Annotated in this window: 13 protein-coding genes and 2 tRNA genes; 8 read left to right on the forward strand and 7 right to left on the reverse strand. The window is 70.1% G+C overall.

Annotated elements, in window-relative coordinates; translation table 11 throughout:
• Nucleotides 1-7 precede the first annotated feature (7 nt).
• The 3 genes from PPSIR1_RS42130 (at nt 8) to PPSIR1_RS07930 (ending at nt 1896) form a co-directional block, all read left to right on the forward strand.
• Nucleotides 8-730 carry a thiamine phosphate synthase gene (locus PPSIR1_RS42130; RefSeq protein WP_006970501.1) on the forward strand — a complete coding sequence of 241 codons (723 nt, stop codon included), beginning with the start codon at nt 8-10 and terminating at the stop codon, nt 728-730.
• Nucleotides 714-1703: a S26 family signal peptidase gene (locus PPSIR1_RS07925; RefSeq protein WP_006970502.1), complete on the forward strand. Its 990-nt coding sequence runs from the start codon at nt 714-716 to the stop codon at nt 1701-1703. The genes PPSIR1_RS42130 and PPSIR1_RS07925 overlap by 17 nt, the downstream gene beginning before the upstream one ends.
• A gap of 120 nt (nt 1704-1823) precedes the next feature.
• Nucleotides 1824-1896: transfer RNA gene (locus PPSIR1_RS07930), tRNA-Thr, on the forward strand.
• A 276-nt stretch (nt 1897-2172) separates the two neighbouring features.
• Here PPSIR1_RS07930 and PPSIR1_RS47520 read toward each other — a convergent pair.
• From PPSIR1_RS47520 to PPSIR1_RS07945, 3 genes are all read right to left on the reverse strand, one after another.
• Nucleotides 2173-2430, reverse strand: a complete 258-nt coding sequence (locus PPSIR1_RS47520) for an addiction module protein (protein ID WP_006970503.1) — start codon at nt 2428-2430, stop codon at nt 2173-2175.
• Nucleotides 2431-2783: 353 nt separating this feature from the next.
• Complete coding sequence (locus PPSIR1_RS07940) at nt 2784-3632, reverse strand: TlpA family protein disulfide reductase (protein ID WP_006970504.1); 849 nt, start codon at nt 3630-3632, stop codon at nt 2784-2786.
• Between the two features lie 233 nt (nt 3633-3865).
• A complete protein-coding gene (locus PPSIR1_RS07945) occupies nt 3866-6448 on the reverse strand; it encodes a zinc-dependent metalloprotease (RefSeq protein WP_006970505.1) in 2583 nt (860 codons plus the stop codon).
• A 68-nt stretch (nt 6449-6516) separates the two neighbouring features.
• On the opposite strand from PPSIR1_RS07945, the gene PPSIR1_RS07950 reads away from it, so the two are divergent.
• Both PPSIR1_RS07950 and PPSIR1_RS07955 read left to right on the forward strand, forming a co-directional pair.
• Nucleotides 6517-7806, forward strand: coding sequence for a vWA domain-containing protein (locus PPSIR1_RS07950; RefSeq protein WP_006970506.1), 1290 nt, complete (start codon nt 6517-6519; stop codon nt 7804-7806).
• A gap of 55 nt (nt 7807-7861) precedes the next feature.
• Nucleotides 7862-9076 (forward strand): lysophospholipid acyltransferase family protein, encoded by a 1215-nt coding sequence (locus tag PPSIR1_RS07955; RefSeq protein WP_157595312.1) that lies wholly within the window; start codon nt 7862-7864, stop codon nt 9074-9076.
• 24 nt (nt 9077-9100) lie between these two features.
• Here PPSIR1_RS07955 and PPSIR1_RS07960 read toward each other — a convergent pair whose 3' ends face one another.
• Nucleotides 9101-9970, reverse strand: a complete 870-nt coding sequence (locus tag PPSIR1_RS07960; RefSeq protein WP_157595313.1) for an alpha/beta fold hydrolase — start codon at nt 9968-9970, stop codon at nt 9101-9103.
• A gap of 234 nt (nt 9971-10204) precedes the next feature.
• Nucleotides 10205-10414 (reverse strand): TIGR04563 family protein, encoded by a 210-nt coding sequence (locus tag PPSIR1_RS07965; RefSeq protein WP_006970509.1) that lies wholly within the window; start codon nt 10412-10414, stop codon nt 10205-10207.
• 352 nt (nt 10415-10766) lie between these two features.
• Between PPSIR1_RS07965 and PPSIR1_RS07970 the strand changes: the two genes are divergently transcribed.
• The 3 genes from PPSIR1_RS07970 (at nt 10767) to PPSIR1_RS07980 (ending at nt 13033) form a co-directional block, all read left to right on the forward strand.
• Nucleotides 10767-11147, forward strand: coding sequence for a TraR/DksA family transcriptional regulator (locus PPSIR1_RS07970; RefSeq protein ID WP_006970510.1), 381 nt, complete (start codon nt 10767-10769; stop codon nt 11145-11147).
• A 225-nt stretch (nt 11148-11372) separates the two neighbouring features.
• Complete coding sequence (locus PPSIR1_RS07975; RefSeq protein WP_006970511.1) at nt 11373-12374, forward strand: prolipoprotein diacylglyceryl transferase; 1002 nt, start codon at nt 11373-11375, stop codon at nt 12372-12374.
• Nucleotides 12371-13033, forward strand: a complete 663-nt coding sequence (locus PPSIR1_RS07980) for a lipase family protein (RefSeq protein WP_157595314.1) — start codon at nt 12371-12373, stop codon at nt 13031-13033. Before PPSIR1_RS07975 ends, PPSIR1_RS07980 begins: the two co-directional genes overlap by 4 nt.
• Nucleotides 13034-13088: 55 nt before the next feature.
• On the opposite strand, the gene PPSIR1_RS07985 is transcribed toward PPSIR1_RS07980, so the two are convergent.
• Nucleotides 13089-13162, reverse strand: a tRNA-Met gene (locus PPSIR1_RS07985).
• 262 nt (nt 13163-13424) lie between these two features.
• Entirely contained in the window at nt 13425-13838 is a 414-nt protein-coding gene (locus PPSIR1_RS07990) for a hypothetical protein (RefSeq protein ID WP_006970513.1), read from the reverse strand.
• Between the last annotated feature and the right edge of the window lie 191 nt (nt 13839-14029).

A 14029-nucleotide genomic window follows, 5' to 3' on the forward strand; every position in this document is an offset into this window, starting at 1 on the left:
CGCGCCGATGACCGCCGCGGTCCCCTTCCGGATCCTGGCGATCACCCCGCCGAGGCCTGACCCCGACGCCTTCACGCCGGCGCGGGTTCGGGCCCTCGTCGACGCGTGGCGACCGATGCTCCCGGGTGCCGGTGGGCCCGGGCTCGCGCTGCTGCTGCGGGAACCCGGCGCGAGTCTGGAGCGGACGCTGGCAATTTCGGAGACCCTTCGGGGCGCTGCCGCAGACGCGAACATTCCCGTCCTGACCTCGATTCATCCCAGTGATCTCGAGGGGTTGAGCGCCACTCCTCGAGTGACGCTCGAAGGGCTGCGAGGGGTTCAGCTCAAGGCCGACGCCGAGCCTCGAGCCGTCGCGCGAGCCCGGAAGCTCGGGCTCACAGCATCTTCTTGGTGGGTCGGACGCTCGTGTCACGGCGCGCCTCCCGAGCAGCTCGGCGCCGCCGACTACGAGTGCTTCGCCCCGGTATTCACGCCGCGCACCAAACAGCTCGGGGTCGACAAGCAGGCCGCGGGCCTCGACGCCCTGCGCCCCTGGGTCGCTCGGGGCGTGCCCGTGTTCGCCCTGGGCGGCCTGACACCCGACAACGCCACCCGCTGCCTGAGCGCCGGAGCCCACGGCGTCGCCGGAATCAGCCTCTTCTTTGGCGATGCGGGCCTCGTTGCCGACAATGCCGCGCAGTTGTGCGCCGCGTTTCGGCGCGCACCCGCCCGCCATGCTGCGCCGCCGTGACGAACAGGAGGACGAGGACCAGCTGTCCTGGCGCGAGCGTCGAGCCGCGCGCAAGGCCGCCGAGCGCCCGCTCTCGGCTCGCGTCGCCCTGGCCGTGCTCATGGGCGGCGCAGGCTTGGTCGCCGTCCGGGCCCTCGTCGCCACGCTGATTCAGATCCACGGCGACGGCATGGCACCGACGATCCTCGACGGCGAGTCCGTCGTCATGACCCGAGGAGCCTGGGGCATCGAGGCCGGCGACATCGTCGTCTACGACCCCGCGCCCCCGACCCTGCCCCCCGAAGAGTCTGAGCCTGGGCCCGAGACCTTCGAGCCCCCGCGCCCCGGCCACAACGACGCCCCCGAGGGCAGCCGCGAAGGTGGAGCCGTGGTCGATCGTCGCCAGGCGCCCCGCGGTGAGCTGCGCAACACCGCCGTGGTCGACGTCGACGAGGTCGAGAGCAACTGGGAGCGCGTCCAGGGGCGCCACGAGAAGACGCGCGCGCGCAACTTCCGGGTTGGCCGAGTGCTCGCCGTCCCCGGCGACACCGTGACCTTCCACGCCCCCGACGCCGCCCTCGGCCTGATCGTCAACGGCCGCGCCCTCGGGCAGAAGCTCGACGACCCGATCCGCCTCGTCCTCGCCGGCCGCCCGGCCCCGGGCGAGGACAGCGTCGACGTCACCAAGCCCCGCATGCGCGCCCTGGCCTGGGAGACCCTCGGCGACAGCCGCTACCCGGTGCTGGTCAGCACCGACACGCCCGAGTGGTCCGGCATGGCCCTCCCCCGCGACCTCGGACCCATCGAGATCGAGGCCGACGGCTACCTCATCCTCGCCGACAACCGCGACGAAGGCGCGTGCTGTGACAGCCGCGAGCTCGGCTGGATCGCCCCCGAGCAGCTCCGCGGTGAGATCGTCCTGCGCCTGGCCGGGGATCCCAGCGCTTCCCCCGACAGCGACCCCCGCTCCCGCGGCCTGGCCTGGCTGCCCTGAGCCACAGCGCCTCCGGGGCCGCCAAAATGGGGTTGCGCGGGGTGTGAGAGATTTCCCTTGGCCAAGGTTTGACCCGCGCGCCCGAGGGCACTAAAACCAGCGCCCCGACTCCCCGCTTTCGCCCAGATAGCTCAGTTGGTAGAGCAGCGGTTTCGTAAACCGCAGGTCGCAGGTTCAAGTCCTGTTCTGGGCTCCCGAGAGGCCGCTAGGTTCACCCTGGCGGCCTCTTCTGATCGACGGGCATCACAGGCTCCCGAGGTCTGGCTCCGACCCCTTGGCCCCGCGAGCTCCTCCTCGAACAGATTGGGAGCCTTGTCCCGATGCTCCCGCTCCGAGATCGAGCGCTTCGCCTGCTCGACGGCGTCCAAAAAACAGCCGGCAATTCGGCCATCGTCATCGACGGCTGCGTAGTGCTCGAAGGCCTCGGTGACGTCGCGCTCTGCCGCTCTGAGCATGCGCACGCGCATGTTCAGCCGCTTCGTTGCTCGTGCGAGCGGCCAACCCGGGCACGCAGCCGTGCCATCACGTCGTCGAAGTCCACGAGGGTCTCCTCGCCGCGCTCGAGCGCTTCCCTTCGCCGTTGGACCTCCGCGAGCCAGGCCGTACGGAGCTCGTTGGGCGATGAACCGTCGCCGATGCTGTCCGCGAGGATGGCGGCAATCTGGGCCCGCTCGTGCTCAGGCAGCTCCAGGGCGGCGTCCAGGATCTGGCTGGCTTCGTCGGTCATGCCTGCCAGTGTAGCGCGCTCGGGCCCTCCAAGACGCGGGCTCACCCCCTTGCGAAGGGTAGACGCGCGAACCTCCGATGGAGCCGTCAGACCGCGCGGACCTGACCCCGATGCTCGGGGAACAGTTCGAACTTCGATGGACATGCATCGACGCTAGCGCCACGACATCCCAGAGGCCACCAACGCCGCTGGCCGCTGTCCCGTCAACGGGCCGCCGGCCAGCTCCCGGGCCACCTCAGCTCTACTCTCTCGACGCCAGCGACTTCGGGCGCGGCCACAGTTCCGATCCACGACAAAACGAGAGCGCCCGCGGACAGCCGCGGGCGCTCGGACGCGAAACCGGTCGAGACCGACTACAGGTGCTGCTGGATGACCGTGTTGAACACGTTCATCTGGTCGAGGTCCTGCCAGTTCATGTCCTCGTCGATGAGCCAGAAGCTCGGGAACTGCATGAGCGGCAGGTGGGTGTAGTAGTTCTGCGCGTCGTCGGACACGACCCAGACCTTCTCCGGGCCGGGGTAGTTGTTGTCCCACGCGATGGCGTCGGCGTTGTTCGGCGGGCTCCCGCCCTCGTCCTCGGTGATGACCGTGACCCAGGCGAAGGTGTCGGCCTCGATCTCGGCGCGGAGGGGGTTGATGAGCACGTCCATGACGCCCTGGTTGCCGCCGAAGAGCTCGACGCAGAGGTTGTCCTGACCGCCGAGGCACAGCGACATCATCTGGCAGGGGCCACACCACACGGCGGAGGTGTCGATGAGGATCGGGACGCCCGCGTACTCGCAGATGTTGACGTCCTCACCGTACTGGTTCACGCCGCCGAAGTGGGGCGCGGGCGCACCCACGGCCGCCTGACCGCCCCAACCGGGGTCGGGGATGGCGCAATCCTCGGTGCCGGTCTCCCCCTCGGTGGTGGTGCCGTCGTCCGTCGTCCCGTCGTCCGTGGTGCCGTCGTCCGTCGTCCCGTCGTCCGTCGTCCCGTCGTCCGTCGTCCCGTCGTCCGTAGTGTCGTCGTCGGTCCCGACCTCGTCTTCACCACTGGTGGTGTCGTCAGCATCGTCGCCGTTGTCGTCCCCCGCGGTGTCCCCATCACCTGCGCTGTCGTCACCGTCGACGACCTCAACGGAGCACCCAGGCGCAAACGCAATCAGGGCAAAGGCGGACGCGAGGAGACTGAGGTTTCGGGGAAATGCTTGAATTTTCATGGGGAGAGTCGGCCTTTCGGTGCCAGCTTCGTTGGGTTCGGGCGTACTCTAGGGTTGTTTGGGGGGGAATGTAAAGAGAAGTCAGCTCGAGCGACACACATGAGAATTCCAACCCTCAATTTCGGCAAAAACCGCCGCATTCAGTGTTTCGAACGCCATTTTACTGGCACTGAACGGCGGATCCCTCCGCTGATTACCCCTCCCGGGAAGTGTGATGCGGGCCGGCGCCAGGTTCACTCGGCCCGATCGGTCCAGTTCTTCCAGGAGCAAGCCTGAGCCCAGTCCAAACCCGTACCGATCGGGCTCCCGGGGGGCGGCTCAACCACACGGGGGGCCGGCCGGCGGTCCCCCTCCGCCCGATCGAGCCACCGGCGCACCTGCCCTGCGAGGGCCTGCGCGCTCGCGTCGCGGGCACGCTCGAGCCGCGGGAGCAGCTCGACGAGCTTGGCCTCGCACGCGCCCGTGACCCGTGGGCTCGCCCCAGGGTCGCTGGCCAGGCCCACCAGCGCATCCACGAAGGCCCCCCGGGTGAGCTCGAGGAGCGCGCGGGTGCGGGCGCTGGCCGACGGCGGCGCGCGGCTCGGCCACGCCTTGGCCTCGATGCGGTCGAGGAGCTCGGCGAGGTCGAGGGTATCGGCCGCGCCGCTGCGGCTGGCTTGCAGCTCGAGGCGGTGGACCCGGCGGCGATCGAGGAGCTCCCCGAGGGTCATGTCCGCGGCGGCCCGAGCCAGCGCCAGGGCGTCGAAGTCTGGGCCCGCGTAGCTGGGGAGCGCGTCGATGTGCGCGTCGGGGGTCGGGCGCATGATCGCTTCCACCGAAGCGGGGACGTCGAGGACCGCGGGGTCGAGGGTTTCGAGGACCGCGTCGAGGGCCTCGCGCTGCTCGGGCCAGGGCACCGGACGGACGCCGCGCTCGAGCTGGGGGTCGAGCTCGAAGCGCTGGCCCCCGACGCGCTTGGCCGCCGCCTCGAGCTGGTAGCGGTGGAAGAAGTACAGCGGCGCCAGGGTGCGCTCGAGGTCCTTGGGCTGCGCGCCCTGGGTGAGGTTGTGGGGCCCAAAGCGGCCCAGGGCGTGGGCGCGGACGTCGAGGACCTCGCGCAGCTCGGCGACGGAGTCGCTGCCGTTGTCCCACAGCGCGCCCTCGGGGTGGGCGCTGCCCTGGGGGCGCGACTCGGGGTCGCTGAGGAAGACCATCCCAGCCGCCGCGGCGCGCTCGCGCAGCTCGGCGACGGCGGCCTCCCCTTCCCCGGGTTTCCACGCGCGGTAGAGGTACTCGAAGGCCAGCAGGTCCCACTCGCCGATGCCCTCGGCGTAGACCTGGCTCAGGTCGTAGCGCGCGTCGGGGCTCCCGGGCTCGCCGTCGAGGTGGATGCGCGGCGCCGGATAGTCCATGACCGAGGCGCGCCCGTAGGTGCTCGCGGCGAAGTTGTGGCGAAAGCCCAGGGTGTGCCCGACCTCGTGGGCCGCGAGCTGACGGATGCGCGCGAGCGCCAGCGAGACCGGATCGCCGCCGCCCTTGCCGATCTTGACGACCTTGGCCGGGTCGGCCTCGACCCCGAGCAGGGCCTCGAAGATGCGCCGATCCTGGCGCACGCGCTGCGAGCCCAGGGTGACGTTGCCCTTGATGATCTCGCCGGTCCGCGGGTCGTGGACGGCGTGGCCGTAGCTCCACCCCCGGGTCGAGCGGTGCACCCAGTTGATGACGTTGTAGCGGACGTCCATGGGGTCGACGCCCTCGGGCAGCAGCTCGACCCGGAAGCCGTCGGGGAAGCCCGCCGCCGCGAAGGCCTCGGCCCACCACGAGGCGCCCTCGATGAGCGCGCCGCGGATCGGCTCGGGGGTCCCGCGATCGACGTAGTAAACCAGCGGCTCCCCGGCGACCAGGCGGTGGCGCAGGGCGAGCTGCTGGGCCAGGGGGCGGTCGAGGGGCACGGAGAAGTCGAGGTGCTCGGTGATCAGCGCGCCCAGGTCCTCGACCGCCGCCCGCGGCTCGAAGCCCGGCGGCGGGAGGCGGACCAGCGAGACGTGCTGGCGCAGGCTCAGGCGCCCGGACTCGGGGCTGGTGGAGTCGGCCCAGCCCCTGCCCTCGTCGCTGGTGAAGGTCAGCGAGACCTCGAGCTCGACGTTGTCGGGGAAGGCCCGGAGCGCGCCGATCTCGACGAAGCTCTCGTCCTCGGCGAGGCGCCAGCGCCCCCCGTCGCGGCCGCTCAGCGAGGCCGCGACGCCGTGGAGGTCGCCGACGAGGAGGGGCTCGAGCTCGACGAGCACGCGCGGGCCAGGTTCGGACTTGGACGCCAGCTCGGACGGGTCTCGGGCGACCACCGGCAAGCTGGCGAGGATCGCCGTGGGAAAGGCCGCCGCCGTCGCGCGGCGCTCGTCGGGGCCGCCCGCCTCGGCGCGAAACTCCGTGTTGACCACCTCGGCGACCACGCGCGCGCCGACCAGGCGCAGACGCAGCAGGCGCACGCTCCCGAGCTCGCCGCGGTCGAGGCCGATGGGGTTGGCCCCGTGTCCGCGGGCGAGGCCCTCGACCAAGAGCAGCTCCATGCCCCCAGGCGCGCCGGCCTCGGCGACGTCGAGCTCGGCGTAGACCGCTCCGGCGTCGGTGTCGGTCCACAGCGGCACGAAGCCCTCGCTGCGCTCGGCGCCAGACTCGGCGACGAAGTCCTCGACGCTCGGGGAGGACTCGCGCGCGGCGGCGTCCTCCCCCGGAGACTCGCTGTCCGACTGCGAGCCGCCCGTACAACCCGCGCCCGCGCACAGGACCACGAACAACGCACGCTTGACGAAGGGGAGAGCTGCGGCTCCGCGGAGCATGGGCCAACGGTACCGCGCTTTGGACCCAGGGCGTGATCGATCCGCGCCGCTGAAGTGACTGTCAGAGCATGCGCTTGCCCCTTGCCTCCCAAACACCCGCGCGCCGCCGCCCCCTGAGCCTGGGCCTCGCCGCGGCGCTGTCCATGACCCTGCTCGCCGCCTGCTCCGACGACTCGGCCGCGGGCCTCGACGAGCTCGGCGACGAAGTCGGTGACGAATACGGCGACGAGTACGGCGGCGACGAGCTCGGCGACGAAGGCTTCGGTGAGGACGGGGCTGGCGACAGCGGCGGGGCAGAGGGCGGCGAGAACGAGGACGGCGGAGAGCCCATCGAGCCCGGCCAGCTCACCGGCGGCGAGTGGCGAGACCTCGACGACTGGGGCTTTTGGCTGGCCCTCGGCGAGCAGGCCTCGGCCTGGACGACGCAGTTCCACCACTGGGGCGTCGACACCTCCATGCGCATCCCGGTCCTGGCCCTCGTCGACGGCGAGCCGGCGGCCGACGTGGTCGTGCAGGTCCGCGACGGCCTCGACGACCTGCGCTGGACGGCGCGCACCAACAACGAGGGCGAGGCCGAGCTATGGCCCGCCTTCGACGGCGAGCTCCTCCAGCCGCCGCTGACCATCCTCGCCGACGGCCACAGCGTGGTCCTCGACACCCTCCCCGAGGTTGGCGCGAGCAACCCCGACCCCGTGGTCTTCGAGCTCGACGAGGACCCGGGCGCGACCGGCCTCGACCTGATGTTCGTCGTCGACACCACCGGGTCCATGGGCGACGAGCTGAGCTACCTCCAGGTCGAGCTCGAGGACGTCATCAACCGGGTCAGCAGCGACCTCGCCAACGACGTCGACCTGCGCCTGAGCGTGAACTTCTACCGCGACGAGGGCGACGACTACGTGGTCGAGCCCTTCCCCTTCACCGACGATCCCAGCGTGGCCCTGACCCAGCTCGCCGCCCAGAGCACGGACGGCGGCGGCGACTGGCCCGAGGCCGTCGACGCGGCCCTGGTCAACGCCGTCTACGAGCACCAGTGGCGCGACTCGGCCCGCGCGCGCCTGATGTTCCTGATCCTCGACGCCCCGCCGCACGACACGCCCCAGATCCGCGACGTGCTCACCAGCGCCACCGAGGACGCCGCCGCCCTCGGGGTGCGCGTCATCCCCGTGGCCGCCAGCGGCATCGACAAGCCCACGGAGTTCCTGCTGCGCAGCCTCGACATCGCCACGGGGGGCACCTACACCTTCCTCACCGACCACAGCGGCATCGGCGGATCACACCTGGAGCCGACGGTGGGCGAGTACAGCGTGGAGCTGTTCAACGACATGCTCGTCCGGCTGATCGTCGAGGCCATGCAATAGTGCGCAAGCACCTGCGCTCCTTGACAAGTGCCAGCGAATGCGGACGAATCGGTCCGTGGCATCGTTGACTCGCGACGACTACATCCGCAAGGGCGTCTGGAAAATCCTGTGGTCCCTCGCTGTCGTCTTTGTGATCCCCTGGACCCGGACCAAGGTGCGTAACTGGGGCCGGGTCCCGCGGCGCGGCGGGCTGCTCATCGTCGCCAATCACCCCTCGCCCTGGGACCCCATCGCGGTGCCCTGGGCGAGCATCCGCCAGGTCCACAACCTGGGCACGGACCAGCTCCTGCGCGTGCCCTACTTCGGCTGGATGATGCCCTACTTCTCGATGATCCCGTTCAAGAAGGGCATGCGGGATCCGGAGGCCCTCAAGGAGCTCAAGCGGCGCGTCGACAACGGCGACGCCGCGCTGATCTTCGCCGAGGGGGACCGGACCTGGACCGGGCGCTCCAACCCCCTCAAGCCGGGCATCGGCCGCATGGTCAAGCGCCTGGGCGTGCCGGTGGCTACGGTCTGCGTGGAGACCGGGCACATGAAGTGGCCGCGCTGGGCCAAGTACCCCCGGGCCGTCCCCCTCCAGCTGCGGGTCATCGACGTCACCGACTACCCCGAGGACATGAGCCCCGAGGCCATCACGGCCGACCTGGCGACCAAGATCAGCGTCGACCCCGAGGCCATCGAGCTGCCCCCGCGCAGCTTCGGCTTCCGCCTCGCCCACGGCCTGCCCAGCTTGCTGTGGGCCTGCCCGCACTGCTTCGCCGTGGGCGCCCTCCACGTCGCCAAGGACGACGACGACTGCATCGAATGCGGCGCCTGCTCGGCGCGCTGGCGCGTCACCTTGCGCTGCCAGATCGTCGGCGAGGGCGGCGGGGCCGAGGACATGTTCATCGACAAGGCCGCCTCCCGGCTCCACGAGCACTTCGGCGAGCTGCCCATCGCCGACCGCGAGAGCTTCGAGAACGACGGCATCGCCCTGGTCAGCGAGGCCATGGTCGAGCGCATCCACCGGGGCAAGGTCGAGGCCGAGGCCCTCGGCGTCGGTCTGCTCGAGCTGCGCCACGATCGCCTGCGCTTCACCGACGAGCGCGGCCTCGAGCACGAGCTCGAATTCCACTCGGTTCGGGCCGTGCTCATGCAGGTCGGCAACCGGCTGCAGGTGCGCACGGACGAGGAGAACTTCCAGCTCACGCCCACGGCCCACTCGACGAACATGTGGAAGCTGTTCATCGACCGCCACCTCCACGAGTACCGCTCGCGCGACGCGAGCTAGACCAAGGCTCAGGGGCTCGGGGGCTCAGGTCAGCGGCTTCAGGAAGTCGCGCAGGCGCACCGCGATCTCGTCGGGGTACTCGGCCGGGAGCGCGTGCGTGCCCTCGTCGAGCACCTCCCAGCGCGCCCCAGGCATGGCGTAGGCCATGGCGCGCAGGCGGTTGACGGGGACGAACGCATCACGCGCGCCGGCCACGACCAAGGCCGGGACGCGGACCTGGGGCAGGATGTCGTCGCCGCAGTGGCGGTGCGCCTGCTCGAGCATGGCCACGAACAGCCGCGGGTTCATGGCCGCCATGCCCGAGAGGTAGAGCTCGAAGTCGCGGCTGTCGATGCGGTCGCGGTTGACCTCCCAGCGCATGCCGATGTCGAAAGACAGGCGGCTGGGCAGGACCGAGCGCCACACCCGGGTGGTCCAGCGCTCGGCGATCTTGGTGGTCGCAACCACGGCCGGGAGCGCGAAGCCAAACACGTCGGTGCCGCGGAAGGAGTCGAGGGGCTGCCCCGGCGGGCCGGCCAGGGAGACCAGCCCGGCGACCCGAGCCCGGTGCCGACGGTAGAACTCCAGCGCGACCTGAAAGCCCATGGAGAAGCCGAGCACCGCGACGCGCTCGATGCCCAAGAGCTCGCACGCCGCGGCCGCGTCGTCGGCGAGGACGTGCATGCCCAGGCGCCAGGGCTTGGGCGGGTTCGGCGACTTGCCGTGGCCGCGGTAGTGCATCAGCACCACGCGACGATCGACGGCGATCTTGGGCGCGAGGCGGCGAAAGGCCCAGCCCGCGCAGCCGATGCCGTCGAGGATCAGCAGCGCGGGCGGCTCGGTGCCGGACGCGTCGGCCTGCGGCGCGCGGCTCTGGAGCACGCGGACGAACAGCTTGGCGCCGTCATCTCGCACGAGCCAGCGGCGCTCGACCACCGGCCGGCGTCCAGTTCGCGGCTCGGACGAGGGTCCGAACTCGAGATCGGGCCCGGAACGCGAGACGGCGTCTGCGCCGACCTCCAGCTCATGCTCGGAGCGCTCAGACACCATCACCTCCGGGCGAGGAGCGCTCCGCTCCCCACAGTTCCGGGTCCACTGGGGTCTCCCCGCCTCAGCGAGGTCAACGATGTGAAGAAGAGTTGGGGGCGATCACTCGGACTTGCCGCGATGATCGTCCTCCATGTCGTCTTCGATGTCGTTGACGCTGGGGAATTTCATGATCTCCTTGCGGGCCAGCTTCCAGGCCTTCTGGACGATCCAGGAAAGAGATCGGTCCTGACGAGTCGCCTCGTGCTGGATCTCCTTCAGCATCTCTTCGGGAAAGTAGAGGCTCTGCTTGCGCTTGTCGGAGCTGGCCATTCGCTAAATCTCTCCCGGTCTTTGATCGGGGAGCGAAACGGTAGGATAGGGTGGGATCGCAGTCAACCGTCTGGGTGCATGTCGGCTCCTCGTGCCGAATATCCGACAGCAGTTTCCAAACTCGCACCTGAGTGGTTCGACACTGCCCGGGGACGCGCCGACGCGCACGTCTCCCCGACGGGGCCCCCACTCCCCCGCCGGGGCCAAAACTCCCCTACCCCACCGGTGGATCGTGCTCTCGACTCGGGTGGCCGTTTTCACTTGTCCTCGGTGCCCTTGTCTCGCTACGCTCCCGCCCCCGCCCTCTGCCTTCCTCCCAGGCCTCGGCATCGAGGAAAGGATGGTACCGCTCGTGACTGCCTCAAATCTGAGTCCAGAGCAGCTCGCTGCCTTCAAGCAGCAGCTCAACCAAAAACGTGACCACCTGCTCCAGCAGGCCCGGGAGACCCTCGACAACGAGATGGTGCTCTCGCCCGACGATCGCTTCGACGAGGTCGACCAGGCCTCGAGCGAGTACATGCAGGCGTTCTCATTCCGCCTTCGCGGCCGCGAACGCCACCTGATGAACAAGATCGAGATCGCCTTGCGCAAGATCGACGAAGGCATCTACGGCATGTGCGAAGAGTGCGATGAGCTCATCTCCCTGCGCCGGCTGGAGGCGCGCCCTGAGGCCCCCTTGTGCATCCAATGCAAGGAGGCCCAGGAGAAGGAAGAAGCGGTCTACGCCGACTGAGGGGCGCCCTGCCCTCCGCTCGCCGAGCTCTGGGTGAGCGCTCCGTCCCGGCCCCGTCCGTCGCCCGTTGGCGCTCTCGATGAGCCCGACGCGCGGCGGTTTCGTCGTTGTTTCCAGGCGCCCCGCCAGCGCGGGTGTTGCGCCCCTTACTCCTCTCGATCCCCTCGCGCTCGCGCGCCTTTTTGATAGGCTGCGCCGCGCTGCCCCTCGGGCATCCGAGCTGCCATGTACCCGACTTTCTTCTCCATCGGCGAGACGCCTGTCCAAGCCTACGGCCTGCTCCTCGCCGTCGGCCTCGTCCTCGGCTGGATCATCAGCCTCCGCCTGGCTCGCGCCGACAAGCTGCCCGCCGACGTGCTCGGCACGGGCTACGTCATCGCCGTCGGGGCGGGCTTGCTCGCCGCCCGGGCGATGTGGATGACCGGCAACGAGAGCACCAACTGGACCGAGATCATCCAGCTCCAAGCTGGCGGCATGGTCGGCTTCGGCGGCGTGCTCGTGGGGCTCATCGCCGCGGTGATGTTCTGCCAGGCCAAGAAGATTCCGGCGTGGCCGTGGCTCGACGCCGCCGCCCCGGCGTTCATGGTCGGCGTGGTCATCGAGCGCACCGCGGCCTTCCTCGCGGGCGCCGACTTCGGCCACTACGTCGACCCCAGCTTCTTCCTCGCCGTCGAGTTCCCGGCCGAGTCCCCCGTGCACGCCTTCCAGCGCGCCAACTGGTCCGGCCTGCGCGTCCCCGAGGAGCACTCGCTCACGGTCCACCCCTCGCAGCTCTACGCCGCCGTGTTCGCTGCGATCGCGGCCGTCGGCGCCTTCGTGATTCGCAAGCGCCGGCTCTACTCGGGCCAGGTCGCGCTGTTCGTGCTCGGCAGCTACGGAGTCATCCGTTACCTCATCGAGGACCCCTTCCGCTACGACGTCACCCCGCCCGTCGCCGGGCCGGTGAGCCTCGGGCACCTGACCGGCGTGGCCGTGGCCGCGGTCGCCATCGGGGCGCACTTTGGGCGCATGAGCAAGCTCGCCGAGGACCAGGCTGGGGCCCAGCAGTGGAACGGCGGCCCGTGGAGCCCGGACTGGGACGACGGCAAGAAGAAGAAAAAGAAGAAGAAAAAAAAGAAGTCGGCCAAGAAGAGCGGCGACGCCAAGAAGAGCGGCGACGCCAAGAAGGCTGACAGCAAAAAGAGCGACGCCGAGAAGGCCGACAACGCCAAGAGCGACGCCGAGTGAGCCGCTCCGGTGGCGCGCCCATGCCCGTGGCGCTCCTCCACGGCGCCATGCGAGGGCCCAAGGGCATGCTGCCCACCGCCCGCGCCCTCGAAGGCGCGGGCTTTCGTGCGCGGGCCTTTGGCTACGCCACCCGCCGGCGCGATCTGGCCGGGCACGCCGAGTCCCTCGAGGCCGAGCTGCGCGCGTGGCTGGGGAGCGAGGGCCCCGAGGCCATCGGCCTGCTGACCCACAGCATGGGCGGCCTCGTCGCCCGCGCGCTCCTCGATCGTCCCAGCTTCCGCGCCTGGGCCCCGCGCCAGCGCATGGTCATGCTCGCCCCGCCCAACCAGGGCTCGAGCCTGGCGCAGCAGCTCCACGACTTTCCGCCCTTCCACTGGGTCTACGGGCGCGCCGCCGCCGAGCTCCAGCCCGGACCGATCGCCCGCCTGGCCCCTCCGCCAGACTCCTGCGCGACGCTGATCCTCGTCGGCGGACGCGGCGACTCCAGGGGCTACAACCCGCTGATCGCCGGCGACGACGACGGCGTCGTGGCCACCGCAGACACGCCCCTGCCGGGCGTGAGCTCCGAGTTCGTCGGCGGGCTGCACTCGACGCTGCAGTGGCGCAAGGACGTCCTCGACCGCGCCGCTCGCTTCCTCGGCACCTCCGAGGCTGGCTGAGCAGAACCAAAAGCGAGAGGCCGCCGGGGTGAACCTGGCGACCTCTCCGCATGTGTGCCGGGGGGCAGACTTGAACTGCCGACCTGAGGGTTATGAATCCTCCGCTCTAACCAGCTGAGCTACCTCGGCTCGATGTTTGGGGCGCGATTAGTAAACCCGGCATGCTGACGAGTCAAGCCCACGAGCGAAAGTCCCGAAAATCCCGTTGGAGCGCCGCGCACCGCACGGGCGTCCCCCTCGCGCCCATGCCTCGGGGCTGGACCAAAGATCTGGGAGCTGGCTTGCATGTCGCCCGCGAACGAAAATGGGCGCCCACCTGGACGCCCCTGCCGATTTTGCTGTGTGCCCCGAGGCGCCTCGACTGAGGCTCCTCGCCCCGACCAAACTCGCCTCAGCCCGGGCTCCACGCGTGCACGTTGGGCACCATGCGGGCGCGGAAGCTCGCCCACCAGGTTCGGCGAGTGACTGGGATCTCGTCGCCCTTCTCCTCCACCGGAGTGCGCTGGCTGCCGTCGACCATGAGCAGCGAGACCATTTGGTCACCCACGCGCTCGACGCAGCGCTCGGCGGTCTTCGGGTCGCTCTCGGCGAGCTCGAAGGCGAGGGACAGCTGGGCCGCCAGAGCGGCCGCAGAGTCGGCTAGCTGGGCGTTTGCGCGGTCCTGCTCCCCCCACGCGACGGCGCCCGAGAGCAGCGCGGCATCGCGGGCGACCTTGAGTCGAAACACGAACTCACTATCGTCCGCGCACTCGTCGCGAAGCTGGCGGTAGCAACGGTTGGCGACGCCGACGCGACGCAGGAGCATGGGCAACCACTTGCTGCCGAGCGCGCGAACGCGCGAACGAATGGTGTCGGGCGAGAGACTCGAGCCGATCGCAACTGCAGCCATGCCCAAAAGCACTGCAACGACGATGCCGAACCTTGGAGATCGCTTCATGGAATTTTCTCGACTGGACCAAAGGACAAACTGCGTCGCCAGGACCGCTGCTCGAGCTT

Origin of the sequence: Plesiocystis pacifica SIR-1 (assembly GCF_000170895.1) — a bacterium.
GTDB lineage: Bacteria > Myxococcota_A > Polyangia > Nannocystales > Nannocystaceae > Plesiocystis > Plesiocystis pacifica.

Coding starts and splice junctions, on each gene's coding strand:
- PPSIR1_RS07940 (WP_006970504.1), bottom strand. CDS start 3,632: ATGAAAATTCAAGCATTTCCCCGAAACCTCAGTCTCCTCGCGTCCGCC.
- PPSIR1_RS07965 (WP_006970509.1), bottom strand. CDS start 10,414: ATGGCCAGCTCCGACAAGCGCAAGCAGAGCCTCTACTTTCCCGAAGAG.
- PPSIR1_RS47520 (WP_006970503.1), bottom strand. CDS start 2,430: ATGACCGACGAAGCCAGCCAGATCCTGGACGCCGCCCTGGAGCTGCCT.
- PPSIR1_RS07950 (WP_006970506.1), top strand. CDS start 6,517: ATGCGCTTGCCCCTTGCCTCCCAAACACCCGCGCGCCGCCGCCCCCTG.
- PPSIR1_RS07945 (WP_006970505.1), bottom strand. CDS start 6,448: ATGCTCCGCGGAGCCGCAGCTCTCCCCTTCGTCAAGCGTGCGTTGTTC.
- PPSIR1_RS42130 (WP_006970501.1), top strand. CDS start 8: ATGACCGCCGCGGTCCCCTTCCGGATCCTGGCGATCACCCCGCCGAGG.
- PPSIR1_RS07975 (WP_006970511.1), top strand. CDS start 11,373: ATGTACCCGACTTTCTTCTCCATCGGCGAGACGCCTGTCCAAGCCTAC.
- PPSIR1_RS07990 (WP_006970513.1), bottom strand. CDS start 13,838: ATGCTCCTGCGTCGCGTCGGCGTCGCCAACCGTTGCTACCGCCAGCTT.
- PPSIR1_RS07925 (WP_006970502.1), top strand. CDS start 714: ATGCTGCGCCGCCGTGACGAACAGGAGGACGAGGACCAGCTGTCCTGG.